We start from the raw sequence: 21,987 nt of genomic DNA, 5'->3' as shown, positions 1-21,987 counted from the left end.
AATCGATCGCTTAGGAAACGGTAAACTAAAAAGGCTTCTCTGACGAAGCCTTTTTGTCTTTTTTACACGCACGTTGATCGCTTACACATTGATGTCCAGCGTACTGAGCACGTTATTCATGCTCCGAACCGCATCCGCCGACTTGTTGAAAGCGGCTTGCTCTTCGTCGTTTAATTTATAATCGATGATTTCCTCCCAGCCGTTACGTCCCAGAACAACCGGTACACCGAGGCAAATATCAGACTGACCGTATTCACCTTCCAGGAATACACACGACGGGATAACCCGCTTCTGATCGCGCAGAATGCTTTCAACCATATAAGCACCAGCCGCTCCCGGCGCATACCAGGCCGAGGTTCCGATCAGGCCGGTTAGCGTAGCCCCGCCTACCATCGTGTCGGCAGCTACTTTCTTCAGCGTCTCTTCATCCAGAAACTGACTTACCGGAACACCCGCTTTCGTAGCTAGTCTTGTCAACGGAATCATGGTTGTATCACCGTGTCCACCGATCACCGAAGCCTGCAAATCGTTCGGCGAGCAGTTCAACGCCAGCGACAGATAGGTTTTAAAACGAGCGGAGTCCAGCGCTCCGCCAAGACCAATCACACGGTTCTTTGGCAAACCCGACGACTTCAGTGCGAGGTACGTCATGGTGTCCATCGGATTGGAGATAATAACAAAAATTGTTTCGGGCGAATACTTCAGAATATTTTCGGTAACCCCCTTTACAATGCCTGCGTTGATACCAATGAGGTCTTCGCGGGTCATACCCGGCTTGCGAGGCAAACCCGATGTGATAACGACAACATCCGAATTGGCTGTTTTTTCGTAATCATTAGTAGAGCCCGTAATTTTCACATCGCAGTCGAGCAAAGTAGATGCCTGAAGCATGTCGAGGGATTTACCTTCGCTGATGCCTTCTTTGATATCCAATAGTACGACTTCGTGGGCAAGTTCCCGGCGGGCAATGTTGTCGGCGCAGGTGGCTCCAACGGCCCCGGCACCTACTACAGTAACTTTCATACAATATTTGGAATTTGAAGTGAACAAGCAGCGCAAAGTAAGGTCCCAGTTCCTGACAAACCAAAGCTTTAGAATAAACTTACGTCCCTATTGCTCAGTTTATGGACTATAACAGGAATTTTTTTGTTAGATACCCTAGAAACCAATTACAAACGCTTGCCTTAAAGACTGGCTTTAAACCAAAAGGATAAAGCAGCCATCTAATACTCAGTGTTTCGTAGTTAGTTATCAACAATCTACCAGTCCCCTTATCAAGCGAATGGCTAATAAAAGTCTTTTAACCCGCGTTCTGAGCTCAATTTTTTTTAAGCGAGCTAATCTTGGCGCTGTCCGTTATGCCCGTAACACCCGCAGTCTGTATAATCTGATTCGGGAAGCGCTTGACAAAAGTGGCGGTCTATCGGGTGCCAACATTGCGGCCTTTCGTGATCAGTTGGGTGTTGTAACCCGTTTGTTGAAAGCGTACGCATCCGGCGAGTATCGGCAGTTACCCTGGAAGACGCTCATTCGAATGATCGCCGTCCTTATTTACTTTGTTTCGCCCATTGACATCTTACCTGATTTTTTGCCCATTATTGGTCTTACCGATGATATTGCACTGATGCTGTGGCTTTTCAGCGGTATTAAGGATGATATCGAAAAATTCCGCTACTGGGAATCGACGGTCCCCGGTCAGAGTTCAGAAGCCGCGCGGGCAACGGAAGCGATTAAAATTGGGTGATTAAAATCGAGCGAATTGGTATTCACTGGTAGAAAGTAGTACTAAACCGATTAGAAATTGTCAGTTGGCTGCTTTCCATTTTGTTTGAATAGCCAATAAGTTTACCTACTTTTAATAGATTGTACGAGAGAGTTTTTGTAAGTTTGCATACATTCAAATCCTAGTAATCATGATCTTGGCAAGTATTTTTGCAATTATGGGTTTGGGCGGTCAAGAAATGGTGTTCATTTTCTTAGCACTGCTCTTGTTGTTCGGCGCTAAGAAAATTCCCGAACTCGCACGCGGCCTTGGTAAAGGCATTAAAGAGTTCAAAGACGCCACTAAAGACGTTCGCGAAAACATCGAAGAAGGTCTTAAAGAGTCGGAGAAGTAATTTAATCGATTATAAGCAGACAATCAGACGGTCCCAATCTGGAGCCGTCTGATTGTCTGTTTCTGCATTAAAGGACTCCGGCCCGTAAACGTTGGATCTAGACAACCCCAAAGTCTATTCGCCAGAGTCCAATGCCCAACCTATTTGCCGTTTGACTTACTACCGCAACTTCGCTACCGTACAGACCGATCTCACATCGGGCACGATCACCTGCCGTCAGTTGGTAGAGCAATACCTGGTTCGCATTGACGAACAGCGTCACCTCAACGCTTTCACCGAAGTGTATGCCGACGAGGCCCGGCAACAAGCCGACCGTATCGACCATAAACTAGCCGCTGGCACCGCCGGACGATTAGCTGGTATGGTCATTGGTATCAAGGATGTTTTAAATTATGCCGGCCACAGCGTTCGGGCGGGTAGTAAAATCCTGGATAACTTCACGGCACAGTTTACAGCAACTGCCATCCAGCGCCTACTCGACGAGGATGTAATCATCATTGGTCGGCAAAATTGCGACGAGTTCGCCATGGGCTCGTCTAACGAGAGCTCATTTTTTGGACCGGTTCGAAATGCCGCCGATCCCAACCGGGTACCAGGTGGTTCGAGTGGTGGTTCTGCCGTAGCGGTTCAGGCGGGTCTTTGTTTGGCTAGTATCGGCTCTGACACCGGCGGTTCGGTACGCCAGCCAGCCGCCTTTTGTGGCGTTGTGGGTTTAAAACCGACGTATGGACGGATTAGCCGCTGGGGTTTGATTGCCTACGCTTCTTCGTTTGACTGCATCGGTCCTATAGCCAACACCGTTGACGATGCCGCTCTCCTACTCGAAATTATGGCAGGCCCCGATGATTTCGACAGCACCGTATCCAGCCAACCAGTCCAGCCTTACGCGCAGGCACAACTTCCAGATCGCCCGTTACGAATTGCTTATCTACGCGACGGCGTTGAAAGTACAGGCGTTGATGCCCGTATTCGCGAAGCTACCCAGCGTCGGATCGACGAGTTACGGGCTGCGGGACATACCGTCGAACCTGTCGATTTGTCGCTTTTGAAATACCTACTGCCGACGTACTATATTCTGACTACCGCCGAAGCGTCCTCCAACCTTTCTCGCTTTGACGGCGTTCGGTACGGTTATCGAGCGGATACACCAGCGATGGACCTTTTGGCGTTGTACAAAAAAAGCCGGACTGAAGGCTTCGGGGCTGAAGTTCGTCGGCGGATATTACTCGGCACTTTTGCGCTGAGCGCCAGCTACTACGATGCGTATTATACCAAAGCGCAGCAAGTTCGGCGGCTGATTCGGGAAGAAACCGAGCGTGTCTTTGAGCAATACGATTTTTTACTGTCGCCAACCACGCCAACACCAGCGTTTCAGTTAGGCGAAAAAACGAGTCGGCGTTCTGGAGATGATCCTTTGCAAATGTACCTCGCCGATATTTTTACCGTGCAGGCCAATGTAGTAGGCTATCCAGCCGTTTCAATCCCGAACGGCACCGATTCCAACGGGCTACCCATTGGCATTCAGCTGATGGCTCCACCCTTTGCCGAAAGTGCTTTAGTGGCGATCGCAAAAGCAATGAGCAACTGATGTAGGCTATAAGACGCCGGATGTATGATAGGATTCTGCCTGGGTTATACATCCGGCATCGTAGATAACGTAACAATTACATAACCGACAAACTGCATGAATCACTTGAACCGTAGCCTGTTACGAATGGGGCTGTTGAGTGCGATGCTGGGCCTGACGATCATGTCCAGCGCCGAGACTACGATTCAATCCGGACAAGGTGGTGCCAGTCCACAATCCTCTGATAGTACGATTGTCAAAAAAGATACCGTTGCCTTAGTACCGACGGTTCCCGACAGTATCCTGCGCGAACGTCTGACCAAAATTCAGAAAACGATTCCGCTCAACTACCACAAGTCGGTTCAGGCCTATGTCGATTATTTTACGTTTCGGAAGGCAAGCGCTACGAAGCTGATGCTCGAACGGATGCCGCTCTTTTTTCCCCTCTACGAGCGAATGCTGTCAGATTATGGGCTACCTGACGAACTGAAATACCTGTCTATTGTTGAGTCTGCGTTGAACCCGCGTGCCATATCACGAGCGGGAGCCGGTGGCCTCTGGCAAATCATGCCCGGTACGGGCCGCGACCTGCGCCTGTATCAGGACGATTACGTCGATGAGCGTATGGACCCGGTCAAAGCAACGGAGGCTGCCTGCAAATACCTCCGCGATCTATACAACATCTTTGGTGATTGGGAGTTGGCCATGGCTGCTTACAACTGCGGCCCAGGAGCCGTCAAACGAGCCATGCGCCGTTCGGGAGGTGATTCATTCTACACCATTTTTGATGCCCTGCCCAAGGAAACACGTGGCTACGTTCCGCAATTTGTAGCGTTCACCTACTTGATGCACCACGCTAACGACCACGGTATTTTCGCCGAGAACTACGAGCATCCGATCCCGCACGACACCATCCAGATTACGGGTTATTTCAACTTGGAGACGTTCGCCAAACACAGTACGATGCCCTTGGCCGACTTGCAGAAGATGAATCCAGCCATCACAACGACGATTCTGCCCGAGTATACCAGACGATACCCGTTACGAATACCTCGTCAGCAATACGCGTATTTCTCGACACGGCGTCGGGCCATTATGGACTCGGCCAGCCAAATACCCCCGGCGATGGCCCATATGCTGCTGGCAAGTGCCGAAGATGTGCGCTACGGAGCCGATTCGATTGGGGCCTGGTCGAATCTGGGTAGCAATCCGTTGGCACGGATGACGCTGGATGAAACGCCTTCGCTTGGTACCATCCCGGGTGAAAAACCAGCTAAGCTAGCGGCTCAGTTGGCCGTAGCGGAATCCGCCGACGAACCGGAGGAAGACATGGAAACGGTCGTTTTACGAAAGCCCCGCAAGCAAACGTATGTCGTCAAGCGTGGTGATAACCTGGGTGACATTGCCGAACGGTTCAGCGTTGAATTGTACGACCTAAAGCGCTGGAACCACTTACGGTCAACTCGAATTCAGCGAGGGCAGAAGCTAACAATTTTGAAAGAAGCAGCGGAAACCCGTGCGGAAAAACTGGCCGATCAGGGTACCGCCAAAGGACGCAAAAAAGCTGAAGTTGTTGCTAAGACGAAGCGGTATAAGCCGAAATACCACCGCGTTCAGGAAGGCGATACTCTCTGGAATATTGCTCAACGGTACGACGGTTTAACAATCGATCAACTCAAAAAGCTGAACCACATGCGCAACAGCGCGCTCCGTCCGGGTCAGAAACTGATAGTTGGGTAACCAGTCTCGTCCTTAAACAACGAAGCCTGTCCATAAAATGGACAGGCTTCGTTGCTTTTTATACCTCTTCGGTCTGTAACTGCTTCTCGTAAAGTTCGCGGTAGGCCCCGTTTTTAGCCAACAGTTCCTCGTGCGTACCTTGTTCGACAATCTCCCCGTCGTCGAGCATAATGATCTGATCAGCTAATTTTGCCGACGAAACCCGGTGTGAAATAATCACCGATGTGCGATCAGCCATGATACGCTTGAGATTATTCAGAATCTTGTTTTCGGTGTTCGTATCGACGGCAGACAGACAATCGTCCAGAATCAGAATTTTAGGATCACGAACGATAGCGCGCGCAATGCTTAACCGCTGTTTCTGACCACCGGATAGCGTTACACCCCGTTCGCCAACCCGCGTTTCAAACTGCTCTGGAAAATCCAGAACATTCTGGTACAGATCGGCATCCCGAACGGCCTGCTCGACGCGCTCCTGCGAAAGGTCAGGTTTACCAAAGCGAACATTGTTGCTGATCGTCTCGGAGAACAAAAACACATCCTGCGGCACATAGCCCATCTGCTCCCGAACCGACGTTAAGTTGTAATCTTTGATCGACACATCATCAACTCGGATCTCACCCGCCGAAGCATCGTACATCCGCGTCAGCAGGTTCGCAAGCGTCGTTTTGCCCGAACCCGTTGTACCCAGAATAGCCACGGTTTCGCCCGCCTTTACGTGCATCGAAAAATTCTTGATCGCGACGATACCCGAATCGGGATAAACGAACCGCACATTCTTGAACTCAATTTCACCAGCAATGGTCCGTCGTATATTTTTCTGAGAGACAATATCGGTTTTGATCCGCAAAAATTGATTGATCCGCTCCTGCGAAGCAGCCGCCCGCTGTGTCTGACTGGTTGTCCAACCGAGTGCCATTACTGGCCAGGTCAGCATATTTACGTACAGAATAAACTCAGTGATATTTCCGGGCGTCAGGCGACCGGCCATAATCTCCTGCCCTCCTACAAATACAACCAGCACGTTACTTAAACCCACCAGAATGGCTACGATGGGAAAAAACAGGGAGTCCACGCGCGTCAGGCTTAGTGACTTGTTCCGGTATTCGTCACTTTCCAATTCAAACCGAGTGGCCGAGTTTTGCTCCTGCACAAACGCTTTCAGTACCCGAATTCCCGAAAAAGCTTCCTGCACGTAGGTCGAGAGTTTCGACAAACTCCGTTGAATTTCTTCCGACCGCTGGATGATGATGTTATTAACGAGGTAAATGGCAACCGACAAGATCGGCAAGGGCAGCAACACGTAGAGCGACAAGCGCGCATTGATGCTCACCATGTACGTAATAACCAGCACGAAGAGCACCAGCAGGTTTACGCCGTACATGATGCTCGGGCCAACGTACATCCGCACTTTGCTCACATCTTCCGAAATCCGTGCCATCAAATCGCCGGTGCTGTGCTGCCGGTAAAAGCTGAGCGGTAGCGTCTGATAATGATCGTAAATCTCGTTTTTCAGATCGTACTCGACATGGCGAGACATCACAATCAGCGTTTGCCGGACCAGGAACAAGAAAAATCCTTTAAGCAACGCCATCACGAGCGTAAGTCCACCAAACAGTAGCAAACTAAACGCAAACACGTCGTACAAAGCCGATTGCAGGGGCGACTTATCGTAGAGATAATAGATGTCCAGTGTTTCGCGCACCAGGTCCAGCGCGTAGCGTACCAGCTGCGCCGGAAAAATGCCGAAAAGATTGGATATGATGGTAAATACCGTCCCCCAAATCAGATACCATTTGTATTTGAGGAGATATTTATTCAGGTAGGAAAGTGCTTTCACAGTGCAGCCAAACAACTTTATTTTCGTAACCGTCCGAATCTTAGAAAAGTTGCAAGGCTTTTTGTAAGTGGTCAATCGAAAAAGGGTGGATCAAGGATCTAGCCCCCTACCACCCTGCTCCGACGTTTCTACCGGCTGATTAATTCAGATGTCGATATCGCGGCTAAGGCAACGAGCGCCAGTCCCAAAACGCCCGTACCCAGCATAATAGCGGCCATGGCCCAGCCTTTGCCCCGGTATCGGTCCTGGTTGCGCTTGATGGTTGTCAGGCTGGCCGTACCTAATAGCGTAGCGGTCAATGGCAAGGTTAAGCTCAGGACCCACATCAGCGTTCCGCTCGACACGACGAACAGCGAACCAAGCGACAACGCAGCAACGCCCAGGGCGACCAACGCCAGTGCATACGTCTTACGCCCGGCACTGTTTCGGTCGATCATGTGGGTACGGGGCGCTACATGGCCCAAGGGCAGGGATCGAAACCAACCACGCGAGCGCCGGGTATGGTAGCTATCCGGGTTTCGGTGGTGCGTCGCATCGACGGTGAATTTCGCCCGTGCTGTAGGTGTTGTAAAGCTCGTTGCCGATGCGGCTGTGGTTACGGGTGAATCCAACGTGCTTTCGCCGGACGAAATAGTGGCGATTTGGGGCACTAATGTGTCGGCTTCTTCGGTTATCTTATCCGAAATAGGGCTTACACGGCTGTGTGAAATGGCGTTCCGTTGCGGTTGGAAATAGGCATAGTGAGCCGGTCCACAGCCTGATAGCATGGCGATGGCGAGGATAGCGACAACGCTGCCCTTACGCCAGAAAGTGAAGAACATGAAAGAGTTGGTAGAGGTTAAGTCATACGGTTTGTAATTGGGAAAACTACGAATAAAGCCGTATTTTTGCAATCCGTAAACGCAGTTCTTTTTTTTATCGGTAGATTTATTTGTTTTATCCGGGATGCTCAACAGGCGACTACTCCGAATAAAGGTCATGCAGGCGCTATATGCCCTTCGTCAGGCCGAATTCTCTAATCAACAACTAGCCCTCGATGGCATCGCGGATCTCTTTCAGCCCGATCTGAACTCGATGCAGCCTCAGGACAAACGGCAGCTGGAAGGCTACCGACAATTGGCGGGCCTACTCTTCGAAGAGGCCATTAAGGCAAACCAGCCCGCTCAGGACGACGACGCTCCCACGAAAGTATTGAAAGCCGCCAACGACGGTTTCGTATTTTACCAGATACGCACCAAGAAAGATCGTCAGCACTTTGCGCAGATGATGCTTAAGCAGGTGAACGGTATCTACGAAGATTACATCCGGGTTCTGTTGTTGCTGATCGAACTTGGTCACGCAGCCCGCATTGACCGCGAACGGCAATACCGCGATGTCGATGAAGCGCCTTTCCCCTTTGAGTCGGCATTGAACGACAATAGCGTCATAAAAGCGCTGGCTGACCTGCAAACGCTGCAAAATGAAGCACTCCGGCACAACATATCGTGGGCCGAAGATCTAGGCTTTATTCGGAAAGCGTTGCGTGAGGTTCTTAAGACGGACGACACCTACCGAGCCTACTGCGAGAAAAGAACGCATACGGCCGACGAAGACCAGGCCTTGATTCAGTATGTGTTGCGTACGCTTATCTTTAAGCACGAAGTTATTCGCGATCACCTGGCAGAAATTGACCTGAGTTGGGCCGAAAACAGTGAAGTGGTACGGGGGCTGGCTATTCGCACGCTTAAATCGGCGCAAAGCCCGACAGGCTTGAAACTCGAACCGCTTACGGACGACTGGGAAGAAGACGAGCGGTTTCTGAACACGCTATTTCAGAACGCGCTGAACAACGATGCCGATTACGAGCAGTTGCTCACCGATCAACTTCGCAACTGGGATGTCGAGCGTGTCGCCATGCTCGATAAGATTATTCTCAAATTAGCCGTTTGTGAATTGCTCAACTTCCCAAACATTCCGGTTAAAGTGACGATTAATGAATATATCGAATTGGCAAAAGCATATAGTACGCCTAAAAGCGGTAAATTTGTCAACGGAATTTTAGACAACCTCTCCGAAAAGCTACAGGCTACAGGGCGTCTGCGCAAGAGCGGACGTGGGTTGCTGGACAATAAATAGTGTAGTAATTGGGTTTCGGTTGTTAGTTACCGGTATGAATATCAATTTGTGCCGAAGCTAAACGCTGTAAACTGAAAACTTTTTTAGAAATGAGCAGAATTGGCCGTGATTTAACCTTTTTGCTAACCGGACTATCAGCGGGTGCTATCCTAGGATTGTTGTACGCCCCCGATAAGGGCAAAGTCACCCGTGATCGTTTAACGTTCCGTTTGTCGAAGTATCGCGAACAGATTGAGTTTATGATCAACGATCTGGTGAACTCAGCCGAACTACCTGAAAACCTATCGAAAAACGAAGGGCAGCGTGTGGTGAATGATGCGCGTGAAAAAGCCGAGCGGCTGCTGGAAGATGTTGACCGTCTGATGGCTCAGATCAAACAACAGAATGCCTAAAATAAACTGAGTTTTCAGGGTATGACTTTCAGCAGTTTTCGACAGGTAACGGGAAACGGAAAGTCATACTCTGAAAACTCCTTCCTACCAATGCACTTACAAAAAGGGCTCCTTCTCCTGGCTATTATTGCAGTGGGTTGTGGGCAAATCAGTTGCGACAATCGGAAACAGGGCGAGTCGGCTCAGGCTTCAGCTACGGGCAAGATGCCGAAAATTACCTTTGCGGAAAAGGGAATCTACAACTTCGGGACGCTAACCGAAGGTGATACCGTTGAACATACGTTCAAGTTCACCAATACGGGCGAGTTTCCGCTCATTATCAACAACATTACGGCCTCATGTGGCTGTACGACGCCCGAATGGCCCCGCGAACCGGTTGCCCCGGGAGCTTCCTCGTCAATTCGCGTTCGGTTTAATAGCCGGGGTAAAAGCGGAGAGCAAAACAAAACGGTCACCGTTATTGCGAATACCGACCCGGCCATGACTGATTTGCAATTCAGAGCCTTGGTGAACCCAAAGACCGATTCAACCAAAAATTCATAACCCACTCACTCATGCATTCGATTTTAGTACAGGCGATACCCGGTTCCAGTCCATCCATGCTTTACAACGTACTGCTGTGGGTAGGGATCATCGGTGTTTTTTATTTTTTCATGATCCGTCCCCAACAGAAGAAACAAAAGGATCAGAAAAGCTTTGTAGACAACCTTAAAAAAGGGGATAGCGTGGTAACGATCGGTGGACTTCACGGTCGTATCGCATCCGTTGAAGGTACGACGGTTACTCTTGAAGTTGACCGGGGAATCAAGATGACGTTTGAGAAATCGTCGATTTCGCGCGAAGCAACGGCAAAACCAGCCGAACCTGAAAAATAAAAGAACCCTGGTAAGTTAGGCGCACAGTTCGCCAACTCCGTCGGTCCACTACACTACTACCTTGTGACCATTCCCCAAAACAACCGACCGTTTCAGCCGACCAAGGCCCTGTTGTGTCTGGGAGCGGCTGCGCTGTTCTGGTTTTTAAGCGCTCTGAACAAAACCGGTTACACGCTGAACGTCGAATACCCCATTCGTTTCGTCTACAACGATTCCCTTTTTGTGCCGATAAAGCCCCTGCCACGCACCGTGCGCGTCAACGTTTCGGGCGATGGCTGGGGATTACTGCGTCATTCCTGGCTTCCTTTTCGGGTTGATCCCGTTGATTACACGGTAGCCAATCCGTTGCAGGCATCGGTAATCAACACATCGTCGCTGACAGCAGCTCTGGCTGAACACATCAAAAAACTGCACGTCAACTACGTGGTGGCCGATACGGTCGAGATGGGTTTCGACCGTCGTATGACCAAAACGATTCAGTTGATACCGGATAGTTTGCATATCGATCTGGCTCCCCGTTACCTCGTTTCGAGCGTTATCAACCTAACTCCGCATACGATCCAGGTCGAAGGGCCGGCTCGGCTGGTGCGTGGCATTTCGGATACATTAGCCGTTAGTATTCCCGGAAAACGCATTGCCGACAACTACGATAACGAGGTTACGCTGAATCATTTTCGGCATCCGCTCCTGCGGGTTAGCACCGACCGGATTGCCGTTAGCTTTGAAGTGGGTGAACTCTTATCCCCATTGCCGACACCAGCGCCAGCACCTGTACCCATGAAACCAAAGCCAGCAACGAAACGCTAGGTATTGATTCTCTGACGTTATGAAAGCTCCTCTTCAGATTGGCGTAACGGGTGGAATTGGAGCCGGTAAAAGTGTTGTTTGTCGAATCTTTCAGGCGTTCGGTATTCCGATTTACGAAGCCGACGAACGGGCGAAATGGCTTACCGAAAACGATCCTATTCTGAAAGCGGACATCGTGCGCGTGTTGGGTGCGCAAGCCTACGACGCGCTGGGACGCTACAACCGGGCCTGGGTAGCCTCGCAGGTGTTTGCAGATCCAACGTTGCTTGCCGGGCTCAATGGCGTAATTCACCCCCGTGTCATGAGCGATACCGACGCCTGGGTCAATGAACATGCCGATAAGCCTTACGTCGTCAAAGAAGCGGCTATTATGAACGCGGCTGGTCAAAACAATTCACTTCACAAAGTTATTGTTGTCCAAGCACCACTAGCCCTGCGGATCGAACGCACCAAACAGCGGGACCCGCACCGCTCCGAAGCAGAAATCATCAACATCATCAATCGACAGATTAGCGACGCCGAGCGGTTGAAACTGGCTGACTACGTTATTGATAACGACGAAACGCAGTTGCTCCTTCCTCAAGTGGTGGCGCTACACAACGATTTTTTGCGGCAAGAAACAATTTAATCGTTCAGCCGCCGTAAATTAGGCTGTTACTCTCCTATCAACAGCCTGATCTGATGAAACGATTTTTTACCCTTCTTGCTGCCTGCGCTGGTAGTTTCTTTTTTGGCGCGTTCATAACCGCCGATGACTCCAAAAAACCCTTAACAGCCGATATGGTCGGGGTTGCTTCTCGCATCTTCGGCCTGGACTTCACGCCCGCTGAGCAAGACTCCATGCTCAGCAGTTTGAACGAATCACGTGCGGACTACGAGGCTCTGCGAAAAGTCGAGTTACCGAACGACGTTGCTCCGGCTCTGTATTTCAATCCATTACCGACGGGTTTTAAACTATCCAGTGGACAGTCATCGTTTAGAGCGTCGGCTCCCGCTAAAGTCACCTTACCGGACAATCGCAACGATCTTGCGTACTATACCGTCTCGCAGTTGGGCGAGCTGATTCGAACGCGGCAGATTTCGTCCGTCGAGTTAACCAAATTTTTTCTGAATCGGCTGAAAACGTACGATCCTAAGTTGCACTGCGTCATCACCTTGACCGACGATTTGGCGCTAAAACAGGCGGAGCGAGCCGACGCCGAACTGAAAGCCGGAAAATACCGTGGCCCACTACATGGCATTCCGTATGGTGCCAAAGACATTCTGGCCAAGAAAGGCTACAAAACAACGTGGGGATCAGTACCCTATAAAGACCAAAAGTTGAATCTGGACGCTACCGTTATCCAACGGCTGGAAGCGGCAGGTGCTGTACTCTGCGCAAAAATGTCGGTCGGTGAGCTGGCAATGGGTGATGTTTGGTTTGGCGGCATGACGCGCAATCCGTGGAAGCCCGAAACGGGTTCGAGCGGCTCCTCGGCTGGAACGGCATCGGCGGTATCAGCGGGCTTATTACCCTTTGGAATCGGTACCGAAACGTTGGGTTCCATCGTCTCTCCTTCGACAGTTTGCGGTACAACCGGCCTTCGGCCAACATTCGGTCGCGTAAGTCGTCATGGTGCAATGGCATTAAGCTGGAGCATGGATAAAATAGGACCTATTGCGCGCTCCGTTGAAGACTGCGCGCTGGTATTCAACGCTATCTACGGCCCCGATGGCAATGACCCGACCGTTATGGCAGCGCCTTTCCGGTACGCTCCGTTGCCATCGCTGAAAGGAATGCGGATTGGTTATGTTAATAATGCGTTTGAAAGCAATTACGCAAACCGGGCTAACGACTCGTTGACGTTACAAGTGCTGCGTAAGCTAGGGGCTCAACTCGTTCCGTTTGAGTTGCCAAAAGGCGTGTCGGCCAACCGGATTTCGTTCCTGCTGGGGGCCGAAGCGGCAGCTGCCTTCGATGAACTGACGCGTTCGGGAAAAGATGACCAGCTGGTACGGCAGGGTAAGAATGCCTGGCCGAACGAGTTTCGCTCATCGCGGTTTATTCCGGCGGTGGAATATATACAGGCAAACCGCGCTCGTACAAAACTCATTAACGAAATGGCCGCTCAGCTTAAGAACGCTAACGTGGATGTGTACCTTAGTCCGACCTATGCGGGCGGTAATTTAACGGTCACGAATCTGACCGGTCATCCGTGCGTGGTGCTTCCTAATGGCTTCAACAAGCAGCAAACCCCAGGCAGTATCACGTTCATGGGCCAATTGTTTGAAGAAGGTAAAGTACTGGCCGTTGCCAAGGCTTATCAGGACGCTACCGATTGGCACAAGAAGCATCCAGCGCTGTAAATTCGTAGTGGAGATAGCTTACAACGACTCCGTTAGGACATTTTTTGCAAACCTTTCCATAAATCAACCCGTTTACAAAAGCAAGTAAACAACAAAACGTTATGAGAAAGGTACTGATGCTAGCCAGTTTACTGGCGATAATTTATGCGTGCTCACCGCGCGTAGCGGTCGATAAGAGCAGCCGGACGGACTTCAGCAAATACAAAACCTTTGCCTGGATGGACTCCGACGTAAAAGCGGGCCAAAACCCTGTTTATTACAATCAACTAGCAACCGAAAGTGTGGAGAACACGGTCAATGGGGTGCTGAACCAAAAGGGTCTCAAAGAAAGCAACACCAAGCCGGATCTTCTGATTGGCTACCACTTTTTCGTGGAAGACAAAACACGCACGGTCTCGACACCAAACTCCGCTTTTTACGGTCCTTACATGGGCTGGGGTCGGTGGGGCTATGGCGGCTGGGGTCCCGGTTGGTGGGGATGGGGTGGTCAGCAGTACACGCAAGAGCAGTATAAAGCGGGCATACTCGTAGTTGATATGGTCGATGCGCGTACCCGTAAATTGGTCTGGCGTGGTGCCGTCGAAAACGCGGTAGCTGACCCATCACGAATCACGGCTCAGCTGACTAAAGAAGTGGAGCGGATTGTTGAAAAATACCCGGAACGAAACAGTTAACAGGCTTATACTACGAAAAAGCCCGCTATCATTAAACGATAGCGGGCTTTTTCGTGATCCATTTTCGGTTTACCACAACTGATCCGGGTATTTCCCTTCATCGTGGAGCCGCTTTAGGGCTTCCTGTACAATGGGCTTATCGTCGGGATAGGTTACGCCAAACCACTCCCCTTGACTGCGAAATACTTTACAGTGTCCAAGATCGGTTTGAATAAGCGTCGTCATAACGGTCGGAATGTAGAACTCCGCTTTTAGCGAATCGATATTTGCAATGGCGTACGTTTCGAACTGGCGTTCTAGAGACGGAAATACGGAGGGTTTGAAACCCCAGAAATTCATCGAAACGGGCGTGTCGGGCGACAAAAGCGTATCACCATCGGTTTCTTCGTATACGATGCGTCCTTCTTTTTCGTAGATTTTCGTCCGCTCGATGACCGACGCCAGGTTGCCGTTATCATTTACCTCGCACACACCCCGCGAAACCGAACCGTATTTAGATAACGTGTTTTTCACTTCATAACCAACCATGGCGTGCAGTTGATCGTCGGTATCCGTTTTCAAAAATTCACCGATCAGTTGAAACGCTTCGAGGCCGTAGAAATCGTCGGCGTTGATGATAGCAAAAGGCGTCATCGTGTGGTTTTTGGCGCAGAGCATGGCGTGACCCGTTCCCCAGGGCTTCGTGCGTCTCACTTCCCCCAGCTCGGCGGGAACGTATGCATCAAGCGACTGAATCGCATAATCTACTTCTATTTTTCCGGCTAGTTTTTCGTTGAATATCTCCTCAAAATCAGCGCGCAATTCTTCCCGTATGATAAACACGACCTTTCCGAAGCCCGCCCGGATCGCATCGAATAACGAATAATCCATGATTGTCTCGCCGTTCGGCCCGAACTGATCGAGTTGCTTGACACCGCCATAACGGCTGCCCATACCAGCAGCCAGAATTAAAAGGGTAGGTTGCATTAGTGTTTAATTGTTTGTCAATAATCTGTTATCGTCAGTCAGCGCCAAAATTAGGCAAAAGATTTCGGCTACCTAATCAAAGCGCCTTTACTATTCATTTATCCCTTGCGCCATTCTTTAAGGTAATTCATTCTTAACAACATACAATTTGAATTAGTTATCGTAAGGATTCTGTTCAAAACAACGGTTGTCTACTACATACCCTGTCCTTCCAGCAACCCTGATTCTTTTGGCGATAAACAGGCCCTCTCACAAGCATAGTGACCGGTTAACGTTTTGTCAGTAGCTTCGCGGTGGTAAGTCCTCCGTAGCTTTTTCTCAGGATCATTATCAACCAATGCCACTCATCGATGACGCATCCCTCCGACAGCCGGGCCTATTTTTTTAAGATTGACACCACGATAAAGAAAATCCGCAACGCGCTTCAAAAGCAATTCAACGATGCCGGATTTGATTTGACAGTCGATCAGTGGGTTATTATCGATCATCTTTACCGTAACCCCGGCATTAGTCAGAACACCATCTCGGAAATAACCACGAAAGATGCGCCGACCGTAACCCGTATCATCGATTTGCTTTCGCAAAAAGGGCTGGCCGAACGGCGCATGGCTGATAGTGACCGACGTAAGTTTCTGGTGTACCTGACCAAAACAGGTGAAGCAAAACACGATGAAGTGCTGCCCATTGTGTCGGCGATGCGTCGCAAAGGCTGGGGTGAGTTAAGCGAGGAAGATTACCAGCACTTTGTCCGGATCATGGATTCGATTTATACGAACATCAGCCAATAGCGGCTAAGCGTCTGCCTTCACCTGTTCTTGCAGGCTAGACAACCTGCCACCACCTGAAGCAATTCCCACAACTTGTCTCTTTTCTTGCTGTGATGACCAAAACCATCAACCCCGCCGACCTGAAACCCAATGAATTTTACCGGTATCTGATTGGTACGATTGGTCCCCGACCGATTGCATTTGCCAGTACGGTTGATGCCCAGGGAAATGTTAACGTAAGTCCGTTTAGCTTTTTCAATTTGTTTGGCTACAACCCGCCAACGGTGGTGTTTGCGCCGACCATCAACCGGCACGGTCAAAAGAAACACACATTGCTGAATCTGGAAGAGGTAGGCGAAGTGGTCATTAACATTGTCAATTATACTATGGTCGAGCAAATGTCGCTGGCCAGCGCAGAATTCGAGCGTGGCGTCAATGAGTTTGAAAAAGCGGGTTTTACGGCTGTGGCTTCCGATAAAGTCCGTCCACCAAGAGTCGCCGAATCACCTGCGGCCTACGAATGTGTCGTCAAACAGATTATTCCAACCAATAACCAATCCACGCAGGACACGCCCGGCGCGGGTCATCTGGTTATTTGCGAGGTAGTCATGGCGCACGTCCACGACAGCATTTTTGACGAAACAGGCGCTATCCATCCGCACCGTATTGATTTAATTGGCCGTATGGGTGGCGACTGGTACGCCCGCGCTCAAGGCGATGCATTATTCGAAGTAGCTCGCCCTAAAGTAGGCATTGGCGTTGACCAGATCCCGGCTTCTATCCGCAACAGCCCGATTTTAACGGGCAACGATTTAGGTAAATTAGGCAGCTTCAACGCGCTTCCGACAACTGATGAAATAGAAGCCTTTAAAGAAACGGGCGTTTTAAATGAGCTATTTGACGAGGCTCGCTACGGTTGTCAATACTTGCCGGATTTGCTCCATCTGCGGGCCAGGCAGCTTCTTGCCAACAATAATGTTAAAGACGCCTGGCTGACGCTGCTGCAAGTCCGGTAAACGAACAAGTGTTTCAAAAGCGTGTTGTCATAAAACAGCAAAATGAACTACACGATGAAATCCACTGTATTGATCCCCAGCTTGTTTCTAGGCTTATCCTTCGTTTTCGGCTGTTCGTCCGGTAACGACAGTACCGATAAAGCCGATAAGATCAACGATGAACGCATTGAGAAACAGGCCATAGCGGTTAGTAACGACGCCCGTGAAGACGCCAAAAAAGTAAGCCGTTATATGGTTCACCTGTCAAATAGCGGCATGACTGAATATGAATTGAGTAAAGTAGCCCTTCAGAAAGCGACCAATCCTGAGGTAAAAGGCTTTGCCCAGCGGGCCATGAACGAGCATCAGCAGCACGACAAGACGTTGCAATCGCTCGCCAAGCAAATGAACGTAACCTTACCGACTGAACTCTCGGATAAAAGCAAAAGTGCGCTGGGTAAACTAACCGGGATGGATGCGGGCACCGAGTTCGACCTGCAATACCTCGACAACATGGCGACCGTCAACGACGACGCGCTCTCGGTTGCCGATGATCTTCAGGACCTTGCTCCGAACGATGGTGTAAAAGCGTTCATAAAGAAGCTAGTAACCGACGATGGTAAGCATAAGGATTTGGCGAAACAGTTGAAAAACGTACTGGATTAGTCTATTGCTGGACGGACTGATTCTTCTACTTCCGTCCGTCCAGCGGTCAACTTAGTATCCTCTGGCGGTATTATCGGCTCTTGGGTCCGATGCCCCTTCGTACGAACCGTCGGGACGAATCAAGACGCAGTCCATACGGCCAAGTGTATTGGTTAGTTTTTCAAGGATATAACCGCGCGTTTGCAGCATCTGAACTGTCTGATCAGAAAAGGCACCGTTTTCAAACGTTGTTTTATCGGGAAGCCATTGATGGTGAAATTTCAGTGCGTTAACGGCCTGTTGCATCGTCATGCCGTGTTCAATGACATTAAGAATGGTTTGATAAACCGAGGTAATGATCGTAGAACCACCCGGCGTTCCAACAACCATGAACAGCTTACCGTCTTTTTCCAGAATCGTAGGTGTCATCGATGACAACATTCGCTTGTTCGGCGCAATTGCGTTCGCCTGATTGCCAATCAATCCAAACATGTTGGGAACGCCCGGCTTAATGCTGAAATCGTCCATTTCGTTGTTTAGAAAGAACCCGGCTCCGTTCACAACAACCCGGCTACCATAACCACCGTTCAGCGTGGTCGTGATGCTCACCGCGTTCCCTTCTTTATCAACAATGGAAAAATGCGTCGTTTCGAGACTTTCGTAACCCGGAATCGTACCGCCTTTGATGGCTTTGCTGTCGGTCGCTTTGGCAAACGAGAAGTCTGTCCAGCGTGTGCGCAGGTAACCCGGATCGATCAAATTATCGACGGGTACCTTAACAAAATCCGGATCACCCAGAAACTTCGCGCGGTCTGCATAAACACGGCGTTCGGCCTCAATCATTACCTGCACCGTTGAGTCACGATTCCAGCCCCATTTTCGCAGTGGATACGGCTCTGTAAAGCGCATCAACTGCACAAGCGCAACACCGCCACTGGAGGTTGGCGGCATGGTGATGACTTTGTAGTTTTTGTAGTTCGCCTGAATCGGTTCGCGCCAGACAGCGTGGTAATTTTTCAAATCTGCTTCGGTGATCAGGCCATTTCCCCGCTTCATTTCTTCAGCGAGCAGCCGCGCGGTTTCGCCTTCATAAAACCCGGCGCGGCCCTGCGCCTGAATACGTTGCAATGTTTTCGCCAGATCACTCTGGACCAGCAAGTCCCCTTTATGCCAGGTAACCGTATCGGTAGAGACGGTGCTTTTCAGGAAATAAGGCTTACCCGGATTGATGGTATTCAGGTCCGTTTTGATTCGATTTAAACCCAGTGCATCGCGTTCGGTCAGCGCAAAACCTTTCTGAGCCAGATCGACAGCGGGCTGGATCACCTGCGACCACGGTAATTTACCAAACCGCTTATGGGCTTCGGCCATTCCATCTACCGAACCGGGCACACCGCTGGCTAAATGACCACTGATACTCAGGCCCTGGCGAACGTTACCGAGCGAATCGAGGTACATATCCTTACTGGCCTGACCAGGGGCTTTTTCGCGGTAATCAATCGTATAGGATTTGCCCTGGCTATCCCGGTAAACCATAAATCCACCACCACCAATATTACCCGCCCCCGGATACACCACCGCCAGCGCAAACTGTACAGCTACGGCAGCATCAACGGCATTGCCCCCCGCTTTTAAAATGGTTAATCCGACCTGAGAAGCTTCCGGATGGGCTGACGCTACCATGCCGTTACGGCCAATTACACCCTGACGGTCCGAGAAAAATGGTTTAACGGTTGGATCTTCGTCACGATATTGGTAAACACCCTGACTCTGCCCAACTTTTGCACTGGTTCCGGTAGATGATGTCTGCGTTTTGCAGGAAGCAACAGCAAGGGCAAACAGTAGTAGGGAAGGATAATAAATACTATTTTTTTTCATACAGAACTGCGGGAAGGCGGTTGTAAACCACTAAACTACAAAATTTGCGTTACTCATCCGCAGTGAATTAATGGGGAGGAAACGACGTAAAAGAAGGTTACCGACTGGTCGTGTAATCCTTGGGTAACTAACCTAGCCCCGATGCTTATACAATGAACCATTCATCCGCTGGAACGGCCTGCTTGTCCGAAACAATTGGGTATGGACGGATTTTATTTTTTTATTTGTTAGACTGACGAGATAACTTCTGTCAGAATTATACAATCACCATGCGATTTCTCCGTCAGGTATTAGAAAGTTTCCGGTTTGCGTGGCAGGCACTTCGCTCCAACCTCCTGCGCACAACGCTCTCCTTATTGGGCGTAACTGTCGGTATATTTTCTATTATCGCCGTGTTTACACTAGTAGATTCGCTGGAACGCAATGTCAAGGATAGCGTAAACGTGCTCGGCAGCAATGCGTTATACATTCAGAAGATTCCCTGGACATTCGATGGTCCTTTTCAATGGTGGAAGTACTTTCAGCGTCCCGAACTCAAGTATGCTGACTTCCGCTACCTCCACGAGCACCTCGAAGACGCCGAAGCTGTAGCCGCAGCCAGCGGCAAAAACGGGGTGACCGTCAAGAACGGTAATAACAGCATGAAAATCCGCCTGTCGGGTGTTACCTCCGATTATAACCAGGTTACCGATGTTGCGCTATCCGATGGCCGTTACTTTACCGCTCAGGAACAGGATGGCTCCCGAAACGCTGTCATTCTCGGATCGGAGGTAGCCGAAACCTTGTTCCCCGGTCAGGACCCGGTTGGCCAGGCTATGAAGGTGGCAGGCTTGAATTTTACGATCATTGGCATTCAGGAGAAAAAAGGCTCGGGCGTTCTGGAAATCGGCGGTAGCGCGGACAAACGCTGCCTGATCCCTTACAACACCTACGCCAAGTACTTTGCATCTCTCAATCCCAGCATCACCATCTTTGCCAAAGGATACGACAGCGACCCCGGCCTGGAAAATCTGGAAGGTGAAATCCGGGGCATCATGCGCACGCGTCGGAGTTTAAAACCCACGCAGGAAGATAACTTTGCCATTAACCGTCCCGAAGCCTTGTTTAAGTTTATCAGCGGTATCTTCGCCGTACTGACCACGGCTGGCTGGGTAATCGGCGGTTTCTCGATCCTGATCGGTGGCTTTGGCATAGCCAACATCATGTTTGTAAGCGTCAAAGAACGCGTCAATATTATTGGCATTCAAAAATCGCTCGGTGCCAAGAATTACTTTATTCTTTTCCAGTTTCTGTTTGAATCCGTACTGCTAAGTCTGGTGGGTGGTCTGGCGGGTATAGCGCTGGTTTATCTGCTGTCCTTTATACAGTTGGGTACCCTTACGCTGGAATTGACCATTGGCAACATAAGCCTGGGCCTGGGCGTGTCTAGCGTCATCGGTGTTCTGGCTGGCATTATTCCCGCCTACTCAGCGTCGCGTCTCGATCCCGTTATTGCGATCCGATCGAAGTAGGTTACGAATGATCAATTGGGCGCAGTTATCCCCTTCCTTTGTCGTTAATAGCATTTCGCGAACAATTCAAGGCAGACTCTGTTCTGTTTTCTGAACTTGTTTAAAATTTTTGTCTATTTGCACAAAGTAAACCGCAACTTAACTGACCAAATCGATGCGAGGATTATTGTACTTTGTATTATTCTTATTAGTTGTTTTTGGCGTTCTATACGCGCTTACCGGCTGGAGCTTCAGTGATGGCGAACGAGCTGGTACGATCTCTAAATTTAGCCGCCGGGGCTACCTTTTCAAAACCTACGAAGGCGTGCTGAACGTTGGTGGTTTTTCAGGCGAAACCGGCTCGCTGACGCCCCAATATTTCGACTTCTCGGTCAAAGATGAAGCCGTAGCCAAAAAACTCACCGATGCGGTAAAAACCGGCCAGCGGGTCACGCTTCACTACGAAGAAAAGATTATCAAATTTCCCTGGAACGGAGAAACGAAATACTACATCACGGACGTAGAAGCGGTCGGTCCACCACCGAATCCGTATGGTACAAATCCGGGTTATCCGGGTGGTCAGCAGCAGCAAGCGCAACCGGCTCCAACGCAACAGCAGCCGGTCAACGCCGACTCGACCATTTAGCCTATTTAGACTATCATTTTCATAAACGGACAGCTCCAACGCCTGAGCTGTCCGTTTTTATTTGTTCATTTTACAATTTATTGATAATCAATAGAAAAGGCAGGTGTTTGGGTTATACGAAGCGCTA

22 protein-coding genes are annotated in these 21,987 nt (G+C 50.0%); 17 read left to right on the top strand and 5 right to left on the bottom strand.

Translation table 11 applies throughout. The features are described from left to right. Positions 1-81: 81 nt before the first annotated feature. Positions 82-1,023, bottom strand: coding sequence for a malate dehydrogenase (gene mdh, locus M0L20_RS11640; RefSeq protein ID WP_248477109.1), 942 nt, complete (start codon positions 1,021-1,023; stop codon positions 82-84). 259 nt (positions 1,024-1,282) lie between these two features. Here mdh and M0L20_RS11635 point away from each other — a divergent pair, with 259 nt between their 5' ends. The 4 genes from M0L20_RS11635 (at position 1,283) to M0L20_RS11620 (ending at position 5,424) form a co-directional block, all read left to right on the top strand. Next, the gene (locus M0L20_RS11635; RefSeq protein ID WP_232561138.1) at positions 1,283-1,744 is read left to right on the top strand and encodes a YkvA family protein; all 462 of its coding nucleotides are present in this window, start codon (positions 1,283-1,285) and stop codon (positions 1,742-1,744) included. Between the two features lie 169 nt (positions 1,745-1,913). Beyond that, the gene (locus M0L20_RS11630) at positions 1,914-2,117 is read left to right on the top strand and encodes a Sec-independent protein translocase subunit TatA/TatB (protein ID WP_164041534.1); all 204 of its coding nucleotides are present in this window, start codon (positions 1,914-1,916) and stop codon (positions 2,115-2,117) included. Positions 2,118-2,268: 151 nt separating this feature from the next. Then, positions 2,269-3,705, top strand: coding sequence for an Asp-tRNA(Asn)/Glu-tRNA(Gln) amidotransferase subunit GatA (gene gatA / locus M0L20_RS11625; protein WP_248477107.1), 1,437 nt, complete (start codon positions 2,269-2,271; stop codon positions 3,703-3,705). A 96-nt stretch (positions 3,706-3,801) separates the two neighbouring features. Further along, positions 3,802-5,424 (top strand): lytic transglycosylase domain-containing protein, encoded by a 1,623-nt coding sequence (locus M0L20_RS11620; protein WP_248477105.1) that lies wholly within the window; start codon positions 3,802-3,804, stop codon positions 5,422-5,424. Between the two features lie 58 nt (positions 5,425-5,482). On the opposite strand, the gene M0L20_RS11615 is transcribed toward M0L20_RS11620, so the two are convergent. Both M0L20_RS11615 and M0L20_RS11610 read right to left on the bottom strand, forming a co-directional pair. Then, positions 5,483-7,264 carry an ABC transporter ATP-binding protein gene (locus tag M0L20_RS11615; protein WP_248477103.1) on the bottom strand — a complete coding sequence of 594 codons (1,782 nt, stop codon included), beginning with the start codon at positions 7,262-7,264 and terminating at the stop codon, positions 5,483-5,485. Positions 7,265-7,392: 128 nt separating this feature from the next. After that, complete coding sequence (locus M0L20_RS11610; protein WP_248477101.1) at positions 7,393-8,085, bottom strand: hypothetical protein; 693 nt, start codon at positions 8,083-8,085, stop codon at positions 7,393-7,395. A 157-nt stretch (positions 8,086-8,242) separates the two neighbouring features. Here M0L20_RS11610 and nusB point away from each other — a divergent pair, with 157 nt between their 5' ends. The 8 genes from nusB (at position 8,243) to M0L20_RS11570 (ending at position 14,473) form a co-directional block, all read left to right on the top strand. After that, positions 8,243-9,379: a transcription antitermination factor NusB gene (gene nusB / locus M0L20_RS11605; protein WP_248477099.1), complete on the top strand. Its 1,137-nt coding sequence runs from the start codon at positions 8,243-8,245 to the stop codon at positions 9,377-9,379. An 89-nt stretch (positions 9,380-9,468) separates the two neighbouring features. Further along, positions 9,469-9,771: a YtxH domain-containing protein gene (locus M0L20_RS11600; protein ID WP_232561132.1), complete on the top strand. Its 303-nt coding sequence runs from the start codon at positions 9,469-9,471 to the stop codon at positions 9,769-9,771. A gap of 90 nt (positions 9,772-9,861) precedes the next feature. Beyond that, positions 9,862-10,314, top strand: coding sequence for a DUF1573 domain-containing protein (locus M0L20_RS11595; protein ID WP_232561131.1), 453 nt, complete (start codon positions 9,862-9,864; stop codon positions 10,312-10,314). An 11-nt stretch (positions 10,315-10,325) separates the two neighbouring features. Then, a complete protein-coding gene (gene yajC / locus M0L20_RS11590; RefSeq protein WP_232561130.1) occupies positions 10,326-10,646 on the top strand; it encodes a preprotein translocase subunit YajC in 321 nt (106 codons plus the stop codon). A 63-nt stretch (positions 10,647-10,709) separates the two neighbouring features. Beyond that, entirely contained in the window at positions 10,710-11,453 is a 744-nt protein-coding gene (locus tag M0L20_RS11585) for a YbbR-like domain-containing protein (protein WP_248477098.1), read from the top strand. A gap of 19 nt (positions 11,454-11,472) precedes the next feature. Continuing rightward, entirely contained in the window at positions 11,473-12,081 is a 609-nt protein-coding gene (gene coaE, locus M0L20_RS11580) for a dephospho-CoA kinase (protein ID WP_248477097.1), read from the top strand. A gap of 53 nt (positions 12,082-12,134) precedes the next feature. Beyond that, positions 12,135-13,799 (top strand): amidase, encoded by a 1,665-nt coding sequence (locus M0L20_RS11575; RefSeq protein ID WP_248477096.1) that lies wholly within the window; start codon positions 12,135-12,137, stop codon positions 13,797-13,799. Positions 13,800-13,900: 101 nt separating this feature from the next. Then, entirely contained in the window at positions 13,901-14,473 is a 573-nt protein-coding gene (locus M0L20_RS11570; RefSeq protein WP_232561126.1) for a DUF4136 domain-containing protein, read from the top strand. 69 nt (positions 14,474-14,542) lie between these two features. Here the strand turns inward: M0L20_RS11570 and M0L20_RS11565 are convergent, their stop codons facing one another. Then, positions 14,543-15,439, bottom strand: coding sequence for a nucleotidyltransferase family protein (locus M0L20_RS11565; RefSeq protein WP_248477095.1), 897 nt, complete (start codon positions 15,437-15,439; stop codon positions 14,543-14,545). A 350-nt stretch (positions 15,440-15,789) separates the two neighbouring features. On the opposite strand from M0L20_RS11565, the gene M0L20_RS11560 reads away from it, so the two are divergent. The 3 genes from M0L20_RS11560 (at position 15,790) to M0L20_RS11550 (ending at position 17,867) form a co-directional block, all read left to right on the top strand. After that, complete coding sequence (locus M0L20_RS11560; RefSeq protein ID WP_232561124.1) at positions 15,790-16,227, top strand: MarR family winged helix-turn-helix transcriptional regulator; 438 nt, start codon at positions 15,790-15,792, stop codon at positions 16,225-16,227. Positions 16,228-16,319: 92 nt separating this feature from the next. Next, entirely contained in the window at positions 16,320-17,222 is a 903-nt protein-coding gene (locus tag M0L20_RS11555) for a flavin reductase family protein (RefSeq protein ID WP_248477094.1), read from the top strand. 54 nt (positions 17,223-17,276) lie between these two features. Next, the gene (locus M0L20_RS11550) at positions 17,277-17,867 is read left to right on the top strand and encodes a DUF4142 domain-containing protein (protein WP_232561122.1); all 591 of its coding nucleotides are present in this window, start codon (positions 17,277-17,279) and stop codon (positions 17,865-17,867) included. A 51-nt stretch (positions 17,868-17,918) separates the two neighbouring features. Here M0L20_RS11550 and ggt read toward each other — a convergent pair whose 3' ends face one another. Further along, positions 17,919-19,724: a gamma-glutamyltransferase gene (ggt, locus tag M0L20_RS11545; protein ID WP_232561121.1), complete on the bottom strand. Its 1,806-nt coding sequence runs from the start codon at positions 19,722-19,724 to the stop codon at positions 17,919-17,921. 269 nt (positions 19,725-19,993) lie between these two features. On the opposite strand from ggt, the gene M0L20_RS11540 reads away from it, so the two are divergent. Together M0L20_RS11540 and M0L20_RS11535 are read left to right on the top strand one after the other, a co-directional pair. Beyond that, on the top strand, positions 19,994-21,235 hold the full coding sequence (locus M0L20_RS11540) for an ABC transporter permease (RefSeq protein ID WP_232561120.1): 1,242 nt from the start codon (positions 19,994-19,996) through the stop codon (positions 21,233-21,235). Between the two features lie 154 nt (positions 21,236-21,389). Next, positions 21,390-21,860, top strand: coding sequence for a DUF8785 domain-containing protein (locus M0L20_RS11535; RefSeq protein ID WP_232561119.1), 471 nt, complete (start codon positions 21,390-21,392; stop codon positions 21,858-21,860). Positions 21,861-21,987: the final 127 nt, after the last annotated feature.

The organism is Spirosoma liriopis, assembly GCF_023196085.1.
Lineage (GTDB): Bacteria > Bacteroidota > Bacteroidia > Cytophagales > Spirosomataceae > Spirosoma > Spirosoma oryzicola.
This window is presented reverse-complemented; position numbering and strand designations above follow the sequence as displayed.